At 66.7% G+C, this 20328-nt stretch carries 16 protein-coding genes; all 16 read right to left on the bottom strand.

Annotated features, from left to right (window positions below):
• Positions 1 to 22: 22 nt before the first annotated feature.
• Positions 23 to 1993: an alginate lyase family protein gene (locus ASD28_RS11000; protein ID WP_056128323.1), complete on the bottom strand. Its 1971-nt coding sequence runs from the start codon at positions 1991 to 1993 to the stop codon at positions 23 to 25.
• Positions 1993 to 3081 carry a glycosyltransferase family 4 protein gene (locus tag ASD28_RS10995; protein ID WP_229412193.1) on the bottom strand — a complete coding sequence of 363 codons (1089 nt, stop codon included), beginning with the start codon at positions 3079 to 3081 and terminating at the stop codon, positions 1993 to 1995. Before ASD28_RS10995 ends, ASD28_RS11000 begins: the two co-directional genes overlap by 1 nt.
• 86 nt (positions 3082 to 3167) lie before the next feature.
• Complete coding sequence (locus tag ASD28_RS10990; protein ID WP_229412387.1) at positions 3168 to 4454, bottom strand: phenylacetate--CoA ligase family protein; 1287 nt, start codon at positions 4452 to 4454, stop codon at positions 3168 to 3170.
• Between the two features lie 2 nt (positions 4455 to 4456).
• Positions 4457 to 5665, bottom strand: coding sequence for a glycosyltransferase (locus ASD28_RS10985; protein WP_056127060.1), 1209 nt, complete (start codon positions 5663 to 5665; stop codon positions 4457 to 4459).
• Positions 5666 to 5749: 84 nt separating this feature from the next.
• Complete coding sequence (locus ASD28_RS10980; RefSeq protein ID WP_056127058.1) at positions 5750 to 6607, bottom strand: beta-1,6-N-acetylglucosaminyltransferase; 858 nt, start codon at positions 6605 to 6607, stop codon at positions 5750 to 5752.
• Positions 6608 to 6777: 170 nt separating this feature from the next.
• The gene (locus tag ASD28_RS10975; protein ID WP_056127057.1) at positions 6778 to 9009 is read right to left on the bottom strand and encodes a heparinase II/III family protein; all 2232 of its coding nucleotides are present in this window, start codon (positions 9007 to 9009) and stop codon (positions 6778 to 6780) included.
• A gap of 366 nt (positions 9010 to 9375) precedes the next feature.
• Entirely contained in the window at positions 9376 to 10152 is a 777-nt protein-coding gene (locus ASD28_RS10970; protein WP_082579125.1) for a glycosyltransferase family 2 protein, read from the bottom strand.
• Between the two features lie 4 nt (positions 10153 to 10156).
• On the bottom strand, positions 10157 to 11368 hold the full coding sequence (locus ASD28_RS10965) for a glycosyltransferase family 4 protein (RefSeq protein ID WP_229412386.1): 1212 nt from the start codon (positions 11366 to 11368) through the stop codon (positions 10157 to 10159).
• Positions 11365 to 12882, bottom strand: coding sequence for an oligosaccharide flippase family protein (locus tag ASD28_RS10960; protein ID WP_056127055.1), 1518 nt, complete (start codon positions 12880 to 12882; stop codon positions 11365 to 11367). Before ASD28_RS10960 ends, ASD28_RS10965 begins: the two co-directional genes overlap by 4 nt.
• Positions 12879 to 14345, bottom strand: coding sequence for an O-antigen ligase family protein (locus ASD28_RS10955; protein ID WP_056127053.1), 1467 nt, complete (start codon positions 14343 to 14345; stop codon positions 12879 to 12881). Before ASD28_RS10955 ends, ASD28_RS10960 begins: the two co-directional genes overlap by 4 nt.
• A 6-nt stretch (positions 14346 to 14351) precedes the next feature.
• On the bottom strand, positions 14352 to 15044 hold the full coding sequence (epsI, locus tag ASD28_RS10950; protein ID WP_056127051.1) for an exosortase-associated protein EpsI, B-type: 693 nt from the start codon (positions 15042 to 15044) through the stop codon (positions 14352 to 14354).
• Complete coding sequence (xrtB, locus tag ASD28_RS10945) at positions 15041 to 15940, bottom strand: exosortase B (RefSeq protein WP_056127049.1); 900 nt, start codon at positions 15938 to 15940, stop codon at positions 15041 to 15043. The genes epsI and xrtB overlap by 4 nt, the downstream gene beginning before the upstream one ends.
• A 1-nt stretch (position 15941) precedes the next feature.
• Positions 15942 to 16817, bottom strand: a complete 876-nt coding sequence (gene epsG, locus ASD28_RS10940; RefSeq protein WP_056127047.1) for a chain length determinant protein tyrosine kinase EpsG — start codon at positions 16815 to 16817, stop codon at positions 15942 to 15944.
• Positions 16818 to 16831: 14 nt separating this feature from the next.
• Positions 16832 to 18241: a chain length determinant protein EpsF gene (gene epsF / locus ASD28_RS10935; RefSeq protein ID WP_056127045.1), complete on the bottom strand. Its 1410-nt coding sequence runs from the start codon at positions 18239 to 18241 to the stop codon at positions 16832 to 16834.
• Positions 18242 to 18453: 212 nt separating this feature from the next.
• Entirely contained in the window at positions 18454 to 19242 is a 789-nt protein-coding gene (epsE, locus tag ASD28_RS10930) for a polysaccharide export protein EpsE (protein ID WP_056127043.1), read from the bottom strand.
• Between the two features lie 34 nt (positions 19243 to 19276).
• Entirely contained in the window at positions 19277 to 20302 is a 1026-nt protein-coding gene (locus ASD28_RS10925; RefSeq protein WP_229412196.1) for an EpsD family peptidyl-prolyl cis-trans isomerase, read from the bottom strand.
• Positions 20303 to 20328 lie beyond the last annotated feature (26 nt).

Here is a 20328-nt window from a genome sequence, read left to right as displayed (position 1 = left end):
CTTTAGTTATGGAAAAACGCTGTTAGAAAAACGTTATTGTAAACTTGCACTCGACCGGAACGGCGGACGATACGGTGCTGATCTTCAGAACGTCGCACGGCTGCCTGCTTTCATAGCAGCGCGAGTACCAGCCGAGCGGCGGATTTTCGTTGCCGCGCACCAGTTCCAGCTTCAGGTCCGCGCCGTGCGCATGCATCTGCAGCGCGAAGCGCTTGCCCCGCACGTGCAGGCCGGCGCTGTTCAGGCGCACGTCCAGGCCGGGCGCGAAATGCCAGAATAGCTCGACCTGGTGATGTTTCTTGGCGGCGATCTCGTCGCGCACGGTCAGGGTCGCGCTCGCCGCGTCGAACCGGACACTCCGCATATGCCGGACGGGATCGGCGAGGCGCTCGTAACCGTCGTGCGACCCGCGGAAATCGAATTCGTGCGGCGATTGCGGCATGCGCTCGATCGAGGCCCGCGCCTTTTTCAGCCACATGAAGCGCCCGCCGGACACCGACTGGTCGAGCCCGTCGATGCGCACCGTGTTGTGCGCCGACGTGCCGCGGAAATAGTCGCGCCACTTGGGTTCCTGCCAGTACGAATACGTGCCGGGATCGACGAGGCATTCCTCGCCGCCGATGGAGAGCGTCAGCGCCAGCGCGTCCGCATGGCCGTGCGCGGCGATGCCGAGATAGCCCAGCGGGCCGCAATCGACCATGCCCTTGATCTCGCCGGGCTCGCCGAAGTGCGACCCGAACAGCAAATAGCCCCCGTCCGGGAACGCCCAGCCCGTCTCCGACTCGTGCGGATCCGCTTCCGGCCGCTTGCCGGGCAAGGTGTGCAGCAGCCAGCGCACGCCGGGATGCGTAGGCTGGCTGCTGCGCAGCACGGCGTCGCCCAGCGCCAGCAGTTGTTCGGCGCGGTCGCTGCCGGGAGAATCCAGCCGGAACACGATGCCGTCGTCCGCGTCACCGACCATCGGCACGTTGCCTTCCAGGTCGCGCACGGAGCGCAGGAAGCGCAGCGCGCGCAGCAACGCGGTCCAGTAGGCGCGCGAGAACGGGTGGTCGCAGGCCTGGCCGACGAGGCCCGCCACGAACAGGAATTCGGACGAAAAGATGTGGTACGCGAACGCCTGCTCGCGGTTCACGCCGTCGCGCGAGAACTGCGCCTGCGCTTCGTGCTCCAGTTCGCGCCGCGCCTGTTCCAGCCATGCGCCCGACGACTTCCAGCACGGCCAGATCGACGCGCCCACGTACAGGCCGGCCAGTTCGCCGATCAGGTGATTGTTCGCCGACGAATGGCGGGATAAATGCCGCGCGATCGCGGTGCAGTGGGCGTGGATGCTGTCCAGCCAGTCGGCGCGCAGGCGCTGGCCCTCCTCGCCCGCGAACAGGCCGCTGCCTTCGCCGCCGATCATCTGCCACACGAGGCCCCAGTTGATGAGGCGGATGCCCAGTTCCAGCGAGCTCGTCCAGTTGGGGCCGACGAGGGGCGGGCACTGGTCGAGCCAGCTGCGCAGCTGCGCCTGCAGCGCGTGCAGCCAGGCGACGTCGTTCGTCACGGCCCACGCCTGCGCGAGGCGCACGAGGTGCAGGTGGCGGTTCAGTTCCCACACGTGCTTGATGTCGCCGACCTGTTCGCGGTTCGTGATCGTGATGTCGCCCGCGTAGATGGCGGGTCCGAGGACGCCGCTGTCCGGATCGCGGTTCCACACGGGCGGCATGCCGACATCGAATCTACGGTTGGCGAACAGGACGACGTGGCCGGCGCAGATGCTGTCGGCGTCCGCCAGCAATGCGTCGCGCTCGGCCTGCAAGATGGCGGGCAACGCGGTGGGTGCCCCGCGGACGCTGAACGTGCGGGCCCGGGGCAGCGGCGGCGCGGCGCGAGCGCGCATGCGTTTCGCCACGCGCGTGACAGCCGCCTGCTGGATCCGATAGCCGACCTCGGCCACGGACATGCAGCGCAATCGGTTGACCAGCCAGACCATCCCTGTCGCTTCGCTCATCATCGTGTCCCCGCCAGTTCACGGTAGATTGCGGACAATTGCCCGCACACCACCTCGGTTGAGTATTGTTGTTCGATGGTTGCGCGCGCACGTTCCGCCAGCCGGTCGCGCAGGGCGGTATCGCCCAGGAGTCGTGCAAGCGCCCTGGCGAGCGCCCGTTCGTCGCGCGGCGGCACCAGCAGGCCGTTGTCGCCGTCGCGCAGGGTTTCGGGAATGCCGCCGACGTGCGTCGCGACGACGGCCTTGCGCGCCGCCATCGCTTCCAGCATCGACATCGGCAAGCCTTCCGCGTGGGAAGGCAGGCAGAACACGCTGGCCTTCGCCAGCTCGGCGTCGCGCGCCTCGGGGCCGACCCAGCCCAGCAATTCGATGCGTTCGGCGATGCCCAGCTCGGCCGCGCGCCGGCGCACCCCTTGCGCATCGCCCTCGCCGCCGAACACGAGACGCAGCGGCGTCGGGCCCGATGCTTCGCGCACGATGCGGGCGCCCGCATCCAGCAATTCATGCACGCCCTTGGCTGTTTCCAGCCGGCCCAGGAACAGGATGCGGCCGGGCACGGCGGCGTCCCTGGACGGCAGCACGGGCAGCGGCACGGCATTCGGCACGACGGCCACGCGGGCGCGCGGCGCGAACGCGTGCACGAACTGGGCCCAGCCTTCGGACAGGGTGATCACGCGCGAACTCGCTTCCAGCGTGTGGCGGATCCAGCGCCGCAGCAGGAAGCCCGCTTCCTCGGCGGCGAACGTGCGGAAGCCGCCACCGTGCAGGTGGAAAATGGTCTTGCAACCGGCCAGGCGCGCGATCAGCAGCACGACCGACTTGCGCAGGAAGCTGGCATGCGACGCCGCGTGCACGTGGACGACGGCCGGATGCCGCACCAGGCAGGCGACGAACGTCTGCCAGAACCCGGCCAATGCACCCTGCGCCTTCACGAGCGGCGAACCGTCGCGGTGGGTGGCCACGTAGCGCACCGATTCGCGCTCGAACAGGCCATGACGGCGCAGCACGGACACCACTGCCGCCACCCCGCCCCTGCCTTCGAGCGCGGTGCCGACCATCAGGACCCGTGGCGGGGCCTTCGTCCGCATCTGTGCTGGTCGTTCCAACGCTCAAGCCCTTATGAAATGGACAATATTTCGATAGTACATCATGATTTTTCCGCCGTGCGCACGCTTCAACTCTCGATCGCGATGAACTCGAACTTGCCGTTCGGCCCACGCGGAATCGCCGCCACGCGCTCGACGCGCACCTTCACACCGGGCACGCGCAGCAGGAACTTGTCGACCAGCGCCCGCTCGTCCGCATCCGAAAAACCGTCGGCCGTCACGACGCGCAGCACGAACTCGCCGGCGCCGCGGTACAGCACCTGCCCTTCGACGAGGTGCCGGTCATGGCCCTGGAAAACGCGGTCCAGCCGGGCGATGATGCGGCCGTCCGGCAGGGTGACGATCTTTTCCTGGCGCCCGATCACGGCCTTGATCGTCGGGAACACCCGGCCGCAGGGGCAAGGTTCTCCGTCCGGGATCACGGTGTCGCCCGTGCGGTAGCGCACGAGCGGCATCGCGGCATTGTTCAGCGACGTGCCGACCAGTTCGCAGGCACCGCCCTCGGTATCCAGCAGTGCGACGCCGGAATAATCCGTGAGCACGTGGTAACGGCCCTCCTCGCACGTGCCGATGGCGGCCACGCGCTCGGCCTGGCCGTACCAGTCGAACACCTTCACGCCGAATGCCTGCTCCACGGCCGCGCGCACGTCCGGCGCCAGTGTCTCGGACGACGTCATCACGCCCTGGAGGGCGCGTCCGCGATAGCTTCTACCGGCCGCGTTGAGCCACGCGGCCAGCGCCGCGATCGACGACGGGTACGCGTGGATCACGACGGGATCGAAGCTTTCCAGTTCGGCTATGTAGCGGCCGATCGTATCGTTCGACAAATGGTACGAGGACATCATGAGCATATTGCCCACCCAGTCGCGGCACCAGTAACGGCCGTCCGCCGGATGGTCGGGGCAGACGATGTCGCCGCGGATCCACGCGCGCGGCTGGCCCTTGCGCCAGCCTATCCATTGCAGCTGGCGGTGCACGAAACCTTCCTCGCGCACGAGGTTGGCGAGCGACTGCACGATGGTCAGCGGCGAGCCGGACGTGCCGCTCGTCTTGATGGTCGTGCGGATCCACGAACCGGGGCCGCGCGGGCGCACCAGTCGTTCCGGGTGCTGGCGCACGTCGGCCTTCGTCAGCATGGCGCTGCCGGCGGACAGCCGCGGCAGCGCCGTCCCGTCGCCGTCCAGCGGCACGCCGACCTGGCGGGCGCGCCGCGCGACGTACGCGGCGAGCGCCTCGCGCGAGCGTTCGTTCGCGACCAGGCCCGGATAGACCAACGCCCTGCCCCAGACGTTGCGGACCGCTTCGCGCACGAGCGAACGCAGCGAGCACTTCAGCGAGTAGGTCCACATCGACATTGTTACCGCGACTCCGTCAGGATTTTTTTGTAAGTTTTTGCAACATTGTTACCGAGAATATCATACGTTCGGTGGCTTGTTACGTACGGTGGCCCACGTAATGCGAACTCGGCAGCAAGCGCCCCATCATTTAACAATTGCAGAACGGCATCGGCGAACGGCACCGGCTCCATGGTCACGCACAGGCCCGCCCCGCTCTCGTCGATGACAAGTTTCTGGTCGGGGATATCGTTGGCGACGCTGGGGATGCCGAGCGCCAGGTATTCGACGAGTTTCGTGGGCGACGACACGTCGAACAAGGTGCCGCGCGGGATCGGCGACAGGCCCACCTCGGCCCGCACGGCATAGCCGAGCGCCGTGCGCTGGGGCAGCCAGCCCGTCAGCAACACGTGGCCGTCGAGGCCGCGGCGCGCGATTTCGCGGCGCATCCACGCCATCTCGTCGTCGGACGGGGCGTCGCCGGCGATCACGAGCAGCACGTCTGGATTGGTTGCGCGCAGCCTGTCCGCCACGTCGAGCAGGAAGTCGGAGCGGCGCGAACGGGCGATGCGGCCCAGGTACAGCACGACGCGGCGGTTATCCAGGCGCGGATCGTCGACCGGTTCGACATTGGCGCGGTCGAACAGCGCCGCGTCCACGCCCATCGGCACGGCCGTCATGGTCGAACGATCGAAACCTTTCGCGGCGAGCCAGTCGGCCATCGCATCGCTCTGCACGAACACGTGGCGCGCGCCGGGCAGCACGAAGCGGTAGATGGCCGCGCGCGATGCCCACGCGCGCAGCGCATGGCCCAGCCATTTCAGGCCGCGGCCGTGACGCCCGATGTCGTCGCGCCGGACCTCGAAGCCTTCGACGATGGGGAACGACATCCAGTAGAGGAACGGCACGCGCAGCAGCGCGGCCACGATGCGTCCGAGCACGCCGCTGGCGATCTTGTCGCGCACCTGGATGCAGTCGGGCCGGCCGTGGCGCAGCGCACGCACGAGTCCCAGCAGGTCCCACAGCGGCGCGCACACGCTGGCGAAGCGGCTGCGCAGCGAACCGACGACGTGCATGCCGCCGGCCGGCCACGGCGACGCATCGCCGCTGCCGCCCTGCCCCACCAGCTCCGTCGCCACGCCGTAGCGGGGCATCTCCGTGCCGAACAGGGTGCGCACGTCGGCGCGGATGGGGGGCAATGGATCGCGGACGACAAAGAGGATGGAACGCATGGATTCCTTGCCTTATGAACAACGCATGGAATCCGATTCTAGCTTACTCGTCACTGCGCACAATTGCGCGAGTCTTAAGGAAACCTAGGCGGCCCTGAGCGCGAGCAGGCGCGGCAGCAGCGCGGCGCTGGCCTCGCTGTCGATCTTGCGGCAGAAGTGGGCGCGCGACGCGGCGATGCGCTCGAAGTCGCCTTCGTCGAGGATTTTCGGGTTGCGGGCGCCGTGTTCGGGCCACTGCACGTAGCGGAAATTCTGGCCCAGCACGCGGGGCGCGAACGGCGAATTCATCACGAGGGTCTGGAAGAACATCTCGTCCGGACACGCGCAGTGGCGGAAGAAGCGCACGAGGCCGGGATCGCGCGCGACGCGCGCGAGGATGTCCTGCACGCAGGCGCGCGACAGCGCCCACCACGACGAGCCGCCGTATGGCCGCATGCCGCCCGGCAGGCGGCGCGTGATGCCCGTCGCGCGCATCGCGCGGTTGACGATGCGGCAGGCCCAGCGCAGCAGGCGCGGGCCGTCGTCGCGGTAGAAATACTGGTAACGGAAGCCGGCCGCCCACTGGCCCGGTCCGGTGCCGATGGCGACCGTGTCCAGCAGTTCCTGGTGGGCGTGGCGCGCGAGCGCTTCTTTCAGGCGCGCATTCGACAGCAACGGGAAGTCCTGGGCGGACAGGAAGATGACCTTGTCGAAATCGGGCACCTCGGCCACGATCTGTGCGAGGGAGTTCAGCACCGCCTGCACCTGGCTGAACGTGCCCCAGTGGACGTCGACGCGGTCACGCACGAGCCGCGCGGACGGGTGTACGGCGGCGGGGTCGAGCGCGCACTTGCGGTCGAGGTTCACAACCACGCGAAAATCGTCGTCGCGCAGCTGCTCGACCAGCGCATTGAGCTGGTCCAGGTCCTTGTGTGCCTGGATCAGGAATACCTGTGTCGTCATCGCGCCCAGTCTAGCACGGGGCGTTACGACACCACGTGACGCCTGAGTTTGGAACGTCGATAAACCTGCTGCGCGTTGCAACGTCGTCCTGCGATGCTCACTGTACTCCCGTACAGCTCCGCTTCTCAGACGCCATTGCTGCCGCTCGCGACGGTTTCTCGAGGTCCCAATCAGTTCAGGTTCACCGACTGCGTACCGACCGTCAGCGTGCGGGTCGTGCCCGACGTGGCGACCTTGGTGGTGGGACGCTTGCAGCCGACGTCGATCAGCACGAGGAACTCGGCCGCCGACTTGCCGTCGTTCTTCAGGTAGAACGCGCCGTGGTCTTCCGTCACGCCGGACTTGGGCGCCGGGCCGCTCCACTTGGCGAACGGCGCATTGCCGTTCAGGTCGCGCAGGCACACCGACTGGCCGCCCGCCGCGATCTTGACGCTCGACGGGCTTTCGACCGTCATCGCCACCGGCGCGTGGAAGTTCCACTCGTACGTGTGGGCGACGACCGCCTGCATCTTGTCGCGCACGACCATCGCGTTCTGGCCGTGCAGGTACCAGATCTGGCGCTTGGCCATCGTCAGCTGGCCGCCGTACGACGGGGTCGCGTCGCCTTCGGCGTAGTCGTAGGTCGACTGGGCCGAGAAGCCGGTGACGCGGCCGTTGCGCTGCAGCTGTTCGCGGTAGCCGGTGACCACCTGGCCCTTGCCGCCGTCGAACGTGACCGCGTTCTGCGACTTGGTCTGGTGGTACCAGTCGGTCCACAGCGGCGAACCGTACCAGTCGTACCAGCCGGCCTTCACCAGCAGCGGCTGGCCGGCGACCGACAGCAGCAGGCCGTTCTGGTCGCCGTGGCTGTGGTTGAACGAGCCGTACGGGCTGGACTTGAAGTAGAACGACGTGCGGCCCGTCGAGCCGATGTCGCTGTGCATCGCGACCCAGCCGGTGCTCGGGTAATAGGCCGAGTTCGACGGCGGGACCTTCAGCGTCGTGCCACTCACCGGCATCGGGTACGGCGCTTCGACCACGGACAGCGAATCCTCGAGGCCCGGCAGGTTGGCCACGTACCAGGCGGCGCGCGGCGACACCATGCGGTTGGCGAAGGCGCGGAATACGCGCGGGTCCGGCTTCGTCTCGGAGCCGTCGCCGAAAGCGTGGACTTTCGAGCCCGGCGGCGTGAACTGCGTCGCGAAATCGAGGAAGCCCAGCGTCCACGGCTTGGCGTACAGGTTCACGCCGGTCGCCTGGACGATCGGGTCCCACAGCGCCGTCATGTAGCCCGCCGCGTACTCGGCGTAGGCGGTGCCGTTGGCGTAGCCGCCTTCCGCACCCGACCACGGCGACGGGGTGTTCACGTACGCGCGGAACGTGAAGTCGAACCACGTCTGCGCTTCCGGGATGTCGCCCAGCGCCAAGGTCGAGATCAGCGCCATGTAGATCATCAGCGTGTTGCCGTGCGAATCGAACGGGTACTGGTCGAGGCGGCCGTTGTCGCCTGCGATGTTGCCGTACATTTCCGTCACGCGCGTCTTGACGACGCCGAGCCACCTGGCCTTGCGGGTCGCGTCCAGGTCACCGGCCAGCAGGTCCATGCCCTTCAGCAGCGACAGCGCGATCTGGCGCGTGGCCTGGTCCTGGTTGGCGTAGCTGGTGGGGCCGGCCGGATTCAGCGAGGCCAGCTGGTCGCCGCGCTTGAGCGCTTCGGCCAGGTGGACCGGGTCCTTCTTCAGGCGCCACAGCACCGCGGCCGCTTCCAGCTGGCGCGACGATTCGTTGATGCGGTTGCGCACGTCGGTCTGCTGCGAGGCCATCTGCGCCGTCAGCGGCGACGCGATCACGATCGGCCAGCGCGAATCGGACAGGTCGGGCAGCGCCGTCATCTGCAGCTTGACTTCGTTGATGATGCGGCTGACGTACGGATCCAGGTCGGCCTTCCTGGCCGAGCTCCACGTCGAGTACGCGGTGAACGACGGGGCCAGCGAACGGGGACGCGCCTTGTTCAGGATGCGCGAACGCAGCGTGGCGTTGTCGGGCACTTCGAACACGGTCGACTTGCTCGTGATCGCGAACGCGCGCGGGGTCGACCATTCCGTCGAACCGGCGGGGCGCACGCGCCACGTGTAATTGCCCAGCGCCAATGCCTTGGTCGGCAGGTACCAGTTGCGCTCGACCGTCGCCTTCACCGGCGAGCCGCCCGACGGGGTGATCTCGATCTCGTAGCTGGCCGGACCGGTCGGATGACGCGCCCAGGCAAATCCCGGCGGGTTCTGTGCCTGCACGGCGCCATTGGCCGGCGCGGGCTGGACGACCAGGGGATCGGTGGATTGGGCCCAGTCGGCGCGCGCGCTGAACGACATCAACAGCGACGACAGTGCAGCGACGGCGACGACGCCCTTCCGGTGAAATTTCATGTACTTGCTCCGAGAAATATTAACTGGACGACTAGAGGGTCAGCCCGTTGGCAGGAAGCCAGGGCCCGATTTGCTTGAAGCGCTCTGCTGATGCAAATGAGCGCTGTTCGATACGAGAAATAGTACCGTAAATAAATTTTCTCGCGGAAAAATCCCCTTAGAAATCAAAGATTTTTCTCGTATACCCCACAAATCGGACGACCCTGTAGACCCCTTATTAACGGTAATATTTCCAGGCAGCTAAAAGCTTTTTTTTAAAAGAAAAGGCTTTTTGAAAACTGTGCAGTTATTTCGGCAAAATTGATCGATTCATCATCGAATTAATGACTTCGACAATCATGTTGTTTATTTAATCCGGAACAAACATTACGACTGCATTACCGGTACGCCGGCGTGCGCCTCGGCGCGCAGCGCGCGCATGCGCCTGGCGTAGCGCAGGCAATACAGGCCGAACGCGAGCGGCGCCTCCTTCAGGTAGCGGCGCCGGACCTGGAACTCTTCCTGGCGCGCCTTGATCTTGTTGGCGGACGAGACACTGCCCGCATGGTCGCGGAATACCGTCAAGGGCCGGGCGATCGTGGCCGGCTGCGCCACCTTGCCCAGGCGCAGCCACAGGTCGATGTCCATTGCGTATTTCAGTGTTTCGTCGAACATGCCCACGCGGCCGAACGCGCTGCGGCGGATGAAGACGGCCGGATGCGGCACGGACGCGCGGCCCGCCGCGAACGCGTGGTAGCTGAACGGCACCATGCGGTACGGCGGAACCAGCTGGCCATCCTTCAACACCTGCACGGTGCCGAACACCCAGTCCACGCGTTCGCTGGCGAAGCGCTCCGCGACGACATGCAGCACGTCGTCGCTGGCGTAGTAATCGTCCGAATGCAGGTGCGCCACATACTCGCCGGTGGCCGCTTCGATGCCCTGGTTCATGGCGCGGCTGATGCCGCCGCCCACGTCGCGCAGCACGCGCTTCCTGCCCGGGTACGCGGCGATCATCTCCAGCGTGCCGTCGGTGGAACCGCCGTCGACGAAGATGTGTTCGACGTCCTGGCAGGTCTGCCGCTGGACGGATGCGAGGGTGTCGGCCAGGGTGGCGGCGCTGTTCCATGTGCACGTGACGATCGAAAAGGTCGGTTTGTTCATGGGATCACTCGTGATAGAAGTCCAGGATCTGGGGGACGGCGTGGAACACGTCCATCGGAAAGGCATCGGGCAGCGGCACCGTCGCTGGCGCACGGCCGAGGGTGTGGGCCAGCCGCTCGACGAGCCGCGGCATGGTCTCGGCCAGTTGCAGCTGGCCGTCGTAATACTGGTACGCGGCCAGCTCCGGCGTGCCGCCGCGCGCCAGCGCGAGACACTGCTTGCCGAGGGCCAGCGCTTCCAGCACGGTGGTGCCGCACGGCTCTTCCCACACGGACGGGATCACGAGCACGTGGCTGCGCGCCGACATGCGGATCACCTCGTCGTACGGCAGCCAGCCGAGGAAGCGCACCTGCCCGTTCGCATGGCGGCGCTCCAGCGGGTCCCGCAGCGGTCCATCGCCGATGATGGTGACGCGCGCATGCTTCGGCAGCCAGCCCTGCACCTGCGCGAGGAATTCGCCGAAGCCCTTGCCGGCATCGATGCGGCCGACGAGCAGGACCTCCCCCGCCCTCACCTCGTCGGGCCGCGCCGCGCGCTCGCGCAGGTACGGGTAGCGGATGAAGTTGTGGATCACGCGGGCGCGCGACAGGTCCGCGTCCGGCACGGCGCGCAGGAATGCCTGGCGCAGGAAGTCCGACACGAAGATCGTCTTGTGGCGCGAGAACGCTTCCGCCGTCTCCGACCGGTAGCGGCGCACGGCCAGCCCGGACATCTCGCGCCGCACCGCATTCGGCGCCGGGTGGATGCATGCGGCGCAATCGCGCGCGTCGAGCGTCGTGCACACGTGTTCCTGCCTGAAGCGCAAATGGATCACGCATTCGCTGCCCTGGTCGTGGCGTGTCTGCACGAAGTTGACGCTCCGCGGCACGTAGCGCCCCGCCATCGGCAAGTGGCCGTGGTAGTGCACGACGTCGTACTTGCCCGCCTCGCGCAAGAGCGCGCGCGCGATGCTGCGCGCGAACCATGGCCGCTTGACGGGATTGAAGAAGCCCAGCTGCGACTCCTTCCACCCCGGCCGGGAAAAATCGAAGCCGGGCAGCACGCGCCCCTTGAAGCCGATTTCGGCCGCGCTGCCGCCGTGGAACCGGTCGCTGCGTCCCATGATGTCGACCTCGTGCCCCAGCTCGAGCAGCGCGTTCGACAACGTCACGACATGCTTGCCCAGGCCGCCCACCTGCGTGCCCGGCAAGTCTTCCGACACCATCAAGACTTTCAAGCCGCTTTCCTCATCGATAACAACCCTTTCACCCGCGTCCATGCCGTGCTCATGTCGTCCCGTTCGATCACGAACAGGCTGCCGTACGCGAGCAGCAGGCCCGCCGTCAGCAGCACGAGCAGGAGCAAATCGACCGGGCCGCCGTCGAACAGGCGGTTGCCCGCGTTGGCGGCGACCGCGACGACGGCCACGCCCGCCACGCTGGGCAGGTAGGCTTTACGGACGAGTTCGCCAAGCCGCGCGGGCACCGTGCGGCCGTGCACGGCGACGAGAAAGGCGCAGGTCAGCAGCACCGACGCGACCAGATGGCCCCACGCGGCCCCGTCGATGCCCCAGCCCGCGACGCCCACGTAGACGACCAGCAGGCCGAACACGGCGCGTGCCAGCGCGAACATGCCGGAAAAGCGCGGATGGCCCATGCCGTCGTTCACCAGGGACGGCAGGCTCGTCAGCGAATCGATGAATTGCGACAGGGCCATCACGGCCAGCACGACCTGCCCCGCGCGGGCGAACTGCGGGTTCATCCAGTAGAACAGGATCTGGTACGAAAACACGGCCACGAGCACGAGCACGGACGCGTTGATGAACACGACGTAGCGGCTCGCCTTCAGGTACAGCCGGTTCAAACGCTCGAGCTCGCCACGGGCCGCCAGCGCGCTCGCGGCCGGAAAGAACACGCCGGACAGGCGGTACGTGAGGCTGAGGATGCGGTTCGCGAGCGTGGACGCCACGGTGAAGTAGGCGAGCCCCGTGACGCCGACCAGCGCGCCGATGATGAGCTTGTCCGCGTACGCGTACGAGAGCGTCGCGAAGCGGCTCAGGAACGAGTACGCGGAAAAGCCCAGCAATTCCTTGCGGATCGCCGCGCCCGGCTTACGGTAGCGCAGGTCCGGCAGCAGGCGGCGGATACCGCGCCACAGCACGGCGCAATTGATCGCGCTCGCGATGACGCGCAGCAGGATCACTTCGAAGAGGCCATAGCCCAGCATCAGCACGGCCACCGTCAGCAGCGGCACGGCGGTGCCGAACAGCATCTCGATGCGGCTCGCGATGTCGTAGCGCATCAGCGATTGGGGCACGCTTTGCAGATAGCTCTGCAACTGGCCGAGGAAGAAGCCGAGCGCGGCCAATTGGAGTGTCGCGACCGCTTCGTGTTCGAGCGCGGCCGGTACGGAGAACACGCGGGTGACGAAGAAGTGGGCGCCGAAGAACAGGCCCAGCCCGCCGACGAGGCCCACCAGCGAGTACACGGACAGGCCGAAGAACACGGTCTCGCTGATGCGTTCCTGGTCCTTGCGGGCGTTGAATTCCGCGATGTATTTCACGGAACCGGCGGTCACGTTGATGTCGATGACGGCGAAATAGCCGACGATCGCCGTCACGAGCGAATACACGCCATAGTTCGCATCGCCCAGCCCTTGCACGACGAGCGGCACGGTGCCCAGCGCCACCAGCGCGGGGATCACGGCGCCCAGCAGGTTCGAGAAGGCGTTGCGGACGAGGCTGAGGTTCATACGTGCGCCGGCACCAGGTTGACGTGGCGGCGCTTGCGGGACTCGACGGGCTGCACGGCCGGCTGCGCGCTCGCCACGGCCATCGCCACGTACGGCAGCGCGAGGCAGATCGCCAGCATCTGCGTCGTGCGCACCTGCGGGAATGGCGTGCCGACGAGCAGGTCGGGCAGCATGAACGCGAGACCCGCGGCGCCGGCCGTCGCCAGGCCCAGCAGGTCCGGCGGCAACGTGCGCAGCGCGTGGCGCGCGAGTCGGGTGAACGCCCAGATGGTGCCGCCCAGCAGGATCAGCCCGGGCAGCCCGGCCTTCAGGGCGATGTGCAGCACGCCGCTGTGCACGAACAGGCCGCCGTCCTGCCCCGCCTGCCACGAGATGTGCTGGTAGCCCGTGTAGCGGCCCCACGTGCCGATGCCCGTCAGGGGGTGCGAGATGAAATCGGCCAATGCGAATTTCAGTTCCAGCACGCGCTCGCTTTCCGCGCCGAAGCGCTTCGATTCCATGTCGTAGAACAGGCTCGAGAAGCCGCCGCTCGCGCCCTTCGTATGGCCCAGGCGCCTGAACGCCGCGTACAGCAGGCCCGCGCCGAGGACGGGCGCGCCCAGCGCCATCATGTGGATGCGGCGCTGCAGCGGGAAGCGCATCATGATGATCAGGAAGGCCAGCACGAAGCCGATCCACGCGCTGCGGCGGTACGACAGCACGATGCACGCGGCCGTCGCGAGCAGGGTCGCCCAGTCGATCGCGGTCCAGAACAGCGAGCGCCTGTGTTTCACCACCTGGAACAGGTTGACCGCGGCGATGGCGAACGCGATCGTGCACAGCAGGCTGTCGTTGATGTCGAAGAACGTCAGCTTGATCTTGATGGCGTTCATGTTCGCATACACGTTGTTCGGGTCGCCGCCGAGGAATGCCCAGCGCGCAAGGCCGAACAGGGCGCGCCCGAGGCCCGCCAGCATGATGAAGCGCGACAGTTCGATCGCGTGCTCGCGGGTGCGGAACGCCAGCAGCATCAGCGAGACGAGCGGCGCCATCCAGACGATGTTGGAAAAGCCGGACGGCGCCAGCGCTTCGGCCAGGGTCACGTTGGAGAACAGCGCCACCGCGACGTGGCCGCCCAGCAGCAGGACCCACGCGAGAAACCACGGCCGCAGGTTGCACGGCGGCGCCGGATAGCGCTGGAAGCCGGCCGACACGCGCGCGCAGCACCACGCCCCCGCCATGCACCACAGCAGCAACGGGAAGAACAGCACGCCCGAGCCGCGGCTGTAGATGCCTGGCGCGGCGGCGGCCGCCAGCGAACCGTAGCTCGTCGAATTCTTGAAGAAGAACACGGCGATGTACACATAGGCAAGGAAGCGCGGCCACACCATCCCGACGCCCATCCCGGCCACGGCCATGATGGCCAGCACCACGACGGCGATGAACGGCAGCGAGGTATAGAAGACCAGGAGGAAGTTCTGCATGGGACGTCAACCTTTGTTGGTGGCTGCGCCCAGCAGCTTGGTGCGGTCGTGCGGCGACATGGCGTCCAGCATCTGGTTCACGAAGCGGTCCTGCACGCGGTAGGCGCTGTGTTCGTCGGCCTCGATGGTCGACACGCGCACGAGCATGCCGTCGGGGATCTTGCCCGTCAGGCCGTACAGGAAGCGCTGGTATTTCTGGCCCAGGCCGGACATCACGGCCTTGTCGCCGACCGTCACCCAGTACGTGATCGGCTCGTTGCGCGCGTTCTGGCGCGCAACGAGGCGTTTCACGGGGACGGTGCCATAGTGGGTCGGAAGCTCGGCCTTGTGGTCCTGCACCATGTCGAAGCCTTGCGCCACGTAGCAGACTTCCGGCAGGTGCAGCTGCAGCTGCTTGCTCTGGTCGCCGCCGTATGCGATCGACAGCATCACACGCTGGCCCGCATCGTTGACGTAGGTGCGCGCCAGGGTCTGGTCATACAGGGTGGCGATGAGTTCCTTCTGCGTCTCGTCGGGCGTGAGCGGCACGACGCTGTTGTCGACCGTCCAGTTGCCGAAGCGCTTCGGAATCATCGTCTCGAGGTCGAACCGTTCCTGGACGGCGGCCACCTTCTGCTTCGGCGTGAGCGCGCCCGTCAGCGCGGACGTGCCCGCCATCGCCACGCCCAGGAGCACGCTGGCCATGAACCGGCGGTTCATGTTGCCTCCCTGCGCCGGATGAACCACTGCAGCGCGGAGTCGATCGACAGGATCAGCACGAGCGCCGTGACGAACAGGACCATGCCGGCGAACCCGTGCAGGAAGCCCTGCCCCGCCGCGTCGCCGAAGTAATACGTGATCAAGGTGAGCACGACGACGCGGATGACGTTGGCGGAGAACGAAATCGGGACGATGAACAGCGCGAGGCCGATGTTGCGGAACGCGGACGGGTGGCGCATCAGGTTCAGGTAGAACAGGCCCAGCGCTTCCAGGGTCAACAGGGTCTGCAGGCCGGCGCACGCGTCCGCCACGAGCAGCTGGTACTGGCCGATCTGCAGGATCACGCCGGAGCGGCTGATCGGGTAGCCGAACGCGAACAGCAGGTGTTCCGTCGCCCACGACACGGCCATCTTCATCGGCATCGTCACCGCGGCGACGAATTCGCTGGGCAGCGGCACCATGAACAGCATGAAGAAGAACGGGAACCACAGCACCCGGAGGGCGCGGCCGCCCCGCTTGACGAGCAGCACGGCCGCCATCACGAGGATGATCGCGACGATCTGCAGCATCAGGATGTTCTGCGACCGGCCCAGCAGGTGGGCGACCAGGCCGATGGCGAGGATCGGCCAGCCGGCCCAGCTGGCGCGCGGGGGCGTCGTCGCCTCGATCACGTCCGGCCATTTGCGGTAGATGAGCCACAGCGCGAGGCCGAAGATGATGGGCCCGTGGCCCTGCTCCTCGCCGACCCAGGCGCCGGTGAACAGGTCGTAGAACGTGGGGACGAACAGGATGGCCAGGCCCAGGAAGACCGGCCACCATTCGGGCAGGACGCCGCGCAGTGCACGCAGGTCCGGTGCATGCTGCCGCACGGTGCTGGCGCGTGCTCCGGTGTCCATGTCAGAACTCCATCACCACCGAGCCGAGGACTTCGCAGCCGGCGTCGACGAGTTGCTCGGCGGCGCGGCCGATGTGCGAGATCCGCGTGTAGTTCTTGCGCGTGACGAGCAGCGCGCCGCCGGCGCGGCTCGCCACCGCGACGGCATCCATGCCGAGCTGGAACGGCGGCACGTCGTACAGCACGATGTCGTAGCGGCTTTCGAGCTGCGTGTTGAGGTTGCGGAAGCCTTCGCGCGCCAGCAGTTCGCCCGGGTTCGGCGGGAGCGTACCGGCCGGCATGATCGACAGGTCGATGAACGCCGGCACCCGCGCGATCACGTCGAGGTCGGCGCGGCCGGCCAGCAGGTCGGACAGGCCCTGGCGCGGCTTGAGCGCGAACGCGTCCTGCTGGCGCGGGGCGCGCAGGTTCGCGTCCACGAGCAGCGTCTGCTCGCCCAACTGGGAAAACACGATCGCCAGGTTCGAGGCGAACAGCGCGGACCCGTCTTCCGGATCCACGCCGACGATGGCCAGCGCGCGGCGCCCGCGCGCGAACCAGCGCAGCATCAGCTGGCTGCGGATCGCGCGCAGCGATTCGACTTGCGGGCAGAACGGATCGTAGGCGGCGAGCAGCTTCGGCGACAGGCCGGCCTGGCCCTTCTGCAGATACGGGTACGAGAACTGGCGCGCCAGCACCTGCTGGATATCGTCCTCGCTGACCAGGCCCAGCCGCACGGCCGCTTCGCCGAAGCGGATGCCGGTCTCCTTCTGCATGCGCAGCACGCGTTCGGCGTCTTCCGGCTTGAGCTTGCCCGAGTCGAGCAGCAAGGCACCCATGCTGGTCTCGGGACCGGCGCCGGCGCCGGCGGGGAGCGTGTTGAATATCGGAGAGTTCATGGTGGGATCCAGGATCAGTTAAGACGGAGCAGGCGGCGCGGCGTCATCAGCGAGCGGATGCCCCCCGTCCGTCCACGCGGCGACTTCCATTCGATCGTGCCCAGCACGGGGATGCCCAGCATGTCCTTGACGTCGCTGGCCGAACGCACCGGACGGTTCAGCAGTTCCAGCAGCAGCGCCAGGCCGACACCGAGGATCGTGCCCAGCAGGAACCCGATCAGCGTGTTCAGCAGCACGCGCGGGCCCGACGGCTGCGTCGGCGCCACGGCCGGGTTCAGCAGGGAGATGTCGGATTGCTCGGACTGCGCCTCGATGCGCGTCTGCGAGAAGCGCTGCGACGCGGAATCGAACGCGCGCTGGGCGCTGTCGAGGTCTTTCAGCAGCACGCCCAGTTCGTCGCGGGCGCGATTCATTTCAAGTACCTTCGCCTTTTGCTCGGCGACCGCCTGGCGCAGTTCCGCCTCGCGCTGGCGCAGTACCTGGGCGTTCGCACCCACGCTGCGCGAGACAGTGCCCAGCGCGGCATTCAGCTCGCCCTGCACCTTGTCGAGCTCGGCCTTGGCGGCCTGGTATTGCGGATGGTTCTTGCCGTAGCGCTGCGACGTGTCGGCGAACTTGCCGCGCGCCTGGGCGACGTTGGCGCGCATCGTCTGGATCAGGGCGTTGTTGGCGACGTCCGGCGACGTCAGCGCGGAGCCGGCCGCGGCCTGGCGGGAGTTGCCTTCCATCGCGGCCGTCTGCGCCGCCACCAGTTGGGCGGACAGGTCGTTCAGGCGCGCCAGTTCGACGTCGACGCGGTTGTTGTCGAGGCTGACGATGCCCTTCTCCTGCTGGTACTTGGACAGGCGGGCCTGCGCGGCCTCGACGTTGTCGCGCAGTTGCTTGGTCTGTTCGTTGAAGTACGAGGCCGTCTTCTTGGCCGGATCGGTCTTCAGCTGGACGGTGATCTTCTGGTACTCGTCGGCGAACGCATTCGCCACCGCGGCCGCGAACGCGGGGTCCGCGCCCTTGAAGCTGATCTCGACGACGGACGATTCGCGCGACGGCACGATCTCGAGTTTCTTCAGCAGCAGGTCGGCCAGCCAGTCGCGCACCGAACCCTTGCCCTCGGTCGCATCCTTGAACTGTTCGACGACGGCCGGGCTATTCGCCAGGTGCAGCGCGTCGACGACCCGCAGCGCCACGTTCTTGCTGCTGATGATGTCGATCTGCGTGGCCATATACCCCGGCAGCAACTGCCCGGGCATCGTCAGCCCGGTCAATGGATCCACGCCTTTGTAGTTCAACAGAACGGATGCCGTTGCCTTGTACGTCTTGGCCTGGATCAGGCTGAACCCGAGGGCCAGCCCGACCGTGACCAGCAGGGTCGTCAGGATGATCTTCTTCCGTGCAAGCAAGATCAGCAGGAATTGATGGACGTTCATGATGAACCTTTTAATTCGGAGTGGAACGAAAACCCAAGACCGCGTTACCTATACAAACAACAAAAAGATACTCTGCACACCACTAGCGTATCGGGACCTCGAGAAACCGTAGCGAGCGGAAGCAGCTTTGGCCGAGAAGCGCAGCCGTACATCCGGTACGGCGAGCATCGCAGGCCAAAGATGCGACGCGCAGTAGGTTTATCGAGGTTCCCTCAAAACCAGGACTCTTTGACCGTGATGACGTCGTCGACCTGGACCAGGTCATCGGCCTTCGCTTCGATCGTGTGCGGCGTGCCGCCCGCGTCGCGGCGCGTGATGCGCAGGCCGCGCTGCGTGCCGCGCTGGGTCAGGCCGCCGCCGGCCGACAGCGCCTGCTGGACGGTCATCGCGCGTTCCAGGCGGAACGGTCCCGGACGCTGCACTTCGCCCGTGATGTAGGCACGCGGCGCGCGTTCGACGAAGATGATGTCGCCGCCGGCGACTTCGTAATCGCGGTTCAGCTCGCCCTTGCGCACCATCTCGACGACGTCGATGGTTTCGCGCGTGGTGACGCCGTTGCGGGTGCGCACGAGGCTGACCATGTCGCCGCCTTCCGGGCCGATGCCGCCGGCCAGCGCCAGCAGATCGAGCACCTTGCGCGGACCGTCGACCGGATAGCGGCCCGGACGGTTGACCTGGCCCAGCACGGACACCTGCTGGCTCGCCAGCGTGGTGATCAAGAGGTTGACCTGGGCCTTCTTGAGGTAGCCGCCCTTTTCGAGCAGGCCGCCGATTTTCTTTTCCGCCTGTTGCGTCGTCAGGCCACCGACCTGCACTTCGCCCAGCAGCGGGAACGTCATCGTGCCGCCTTCCGAGACGCGCGTCTCGATCGCGAGGTCGGGGCTGCCGTAGACCGATGCCTTGACCACGTCGCCCGGGCCCAGCAGGATTTCTGCCGCACCGGCCATGCCCGCGCCGAGCATGAGGACTGCCGCAACCATCCAGTGTACGAGTCGTTTCATCTTCTTCACTCCTTATGGGTCGTCAATGTTGGGATTACTTCAGTCCGGCGACGCCGCGGTCCAGCGCTGCCTTGTCGGCCCCGGATGCGTTGTCGGCTGGTGCGTTGTCCGCCGCGGGCATGGCGGCGGGTGCCGCCGCGGCGGGATCGGCATTCGCCACCGCGCTCGCCGGCGCGGCCTTGGGATCGGGCACCATCGATTTGTTCAGGTACTCGATCTTTGCGGTGGAACGCAGGCGCTGCAGCTCGGCCGCGGCCAGTTCCTTGTTCTTGCGGTTCACGAGGAATTGCTCGATCTGGTTCGATGCGACCTGCAGCGAGACCGGCGCATCCTTGACTTCGGCGACGGAAATGAACATCGCGCGCGGCCCTTCCTTGACGACGAACAGCTGCCCCTTGGGCATGCCCAGCAACTTCGAGGACAGCTGCGGCGGCACGTCGGCCGTCGAGCGCGTGACCTGGTTGCGGCCGTACTTGATCTTGTGCGTGTCCAGCCACACGGCGACCTCTTCCAGCGACTTGGCGCTGTCGGCCGCGCTGCGTACCTCGGGCGTCAGGTCGTTGGCGGAGATCACGAGTTCGTTCATGCTGAACTGCTTACGATTGGAAAAGAATTCGGGATGCTTGTTGTAGTAGTCCTCGACTTCCGCCGGCGTCGGCTTCGCCACGTTGCCGACGCGCTTTTGCAGATAGGCCTGAGCGATGATCAGCGATCTGGCGCGGTCGATCGCCTGCATGACCTTGGGATCGCGGTCGAGGTTTTCCTTGGCGGCCGCTTCCTGCAGCAATTGGCGGTCGATGAGAACCTGCAGCAATTGCTTGCTGGCGGCATCCTGCTGGGCGGCAGAGACGCCCGCGCGCTGCAGTTCCTCGTTGAGCTGGAGTACCGTAACCTCTTCCCCATTCACGCTCGCCAGCGCCTGGCCGGGTTTCTTTTCTTTCGCCTTGTCGCCGCACGCGCTCAAGGTTGCCGCAACCAGGATCAGCGCGGCGCACAGCACGCGCTTCGGAGTCGTAGGAGAGGATGTGTTCATGTTGGCAGCCACGTGGTTGTTGTTCACTGGGTTTCCTTGGGAATGGGGTGGAA

Origin of the sequence: Massilia sp. Root133 (genome assembly GCF_001426525.1) — a bacterium.
Lineage (GTDB): Bacteria > Pseudomonadota > Gammaproteobacteria > Burkholderiales > Burkholderiaceae_D > Telluria > Telluria orientalis.
The sequence above is the reverse complement of the archived record's forward strand: the minus strand, read 5'-3'. Positions and strand labels throughout refer to the sequence as shown.

What these genes read in the sequence shown, in the direction of transcription:
- ASD28_RS11000 (WP_056128323.1), bottom strand. Translation starts at nt 1,993, where the DNA reads ATGAGCGAAGCGACAGGGATGGTCTGGCTGGTCAACCGATTGCGCTGC.
- ASD28_RS10995 (WP_229412193.1), bottom strand. Translation starts at nt 3,081, where the DNA reads ATGCGGACGAAGGCCCCGCCACGGGTCCTGATGGTCGGCACCGCGCTC.
- ASD28_RS10990 (WP_229412387.1), bottom strand. Translation starts at nt 4,454, where the DNA reads ATGTCGATGTGGACCTACTCGCTGAAGTGCTCGCTGCGTTCGCTCGTG.
- ASD28_RS10985 (WP_056127060.1), bottom strand. Translation starts at nt 5,665, where the DNA reads ATGCGTTCCATCCTCTTTGTCGTCCGCGATCCATTGCCCCCCATCCGC.
- ASD28_RS10980 (WP_056127058.1), bottom strand. Translation starts at nt 6,607, where the DNA reads ATGACGACACAGGTATTCCTGATCCAGGCACACAAGGACCTGGACCAG.
- ASD28_RS10975 (WP_056127057.1), bottom strand. Translation starts at nt 9,009, where the DNA reads ATGAAATTTCACCGGAAGGGCGTCGTCGCCGTCGCTGCACTGTCGTCG.
- ASD28_RS10970 (WP_082579125.1), bottom strand. Translation starts at nt 10,152, where the DNA reads ATGAACAAACCGACCTTTTCGATCGTCACGTGCACATGGAACAGCGCC.
- ASD28_RS10960 (WP_056127055.1), bottom strand. Translation starts at nt 12,882, where the DNA reads ATGAACCTCAGCCTCGTCCGCAACGCCTTCTCGAACCTGCTGGGCGCC.
- ASD28_RS10955 (WP_056127053.1), bottom strand. Translation starts at nt 14,345, where the DNA reads ATGCAGAACTTCCTCCTGGTCTTCTATACCTCGCTGCCGTTCATCGCC.
- epsI (WP_056127051.1), bottom strand. Translation starts at nt 15,044, where the DNA reads ATGAACCGCCGGTTCATGGCCAGCGTGCTCCTGGGCGTGGCGATGGCG.
- xrtB (WP_056127049.1), bottom strand. Translation starts at nt 15,940, where the DNA reads ATGGACACCGGAGCACGCGCCAGCACCGTGCGGCAGCATGCACCGGAC.
- epsG (WP_056127047.1), bottom strand. Translation starts at nt 16,817, where the DNA reads ATGAACTCTCCGATATTCAACACGCTCCCCGCCGGCGCCGGCGCCGGT.
- epsF (WP_056127045.1), bottom strand. Translation starts at nt 18,241, where the DNA reads ATGAACGTCCATCAATTCCTGCTGATCTTGCTTGCACGGAAGAAGATC.
- epsE (WP_056127043.1), bottom strand. Translation starts at nt 19,242, where the DNA reads ATGAAACGACTCGTACACTGGATGGTTGCGGCAGTCCTCATGCTCGGC.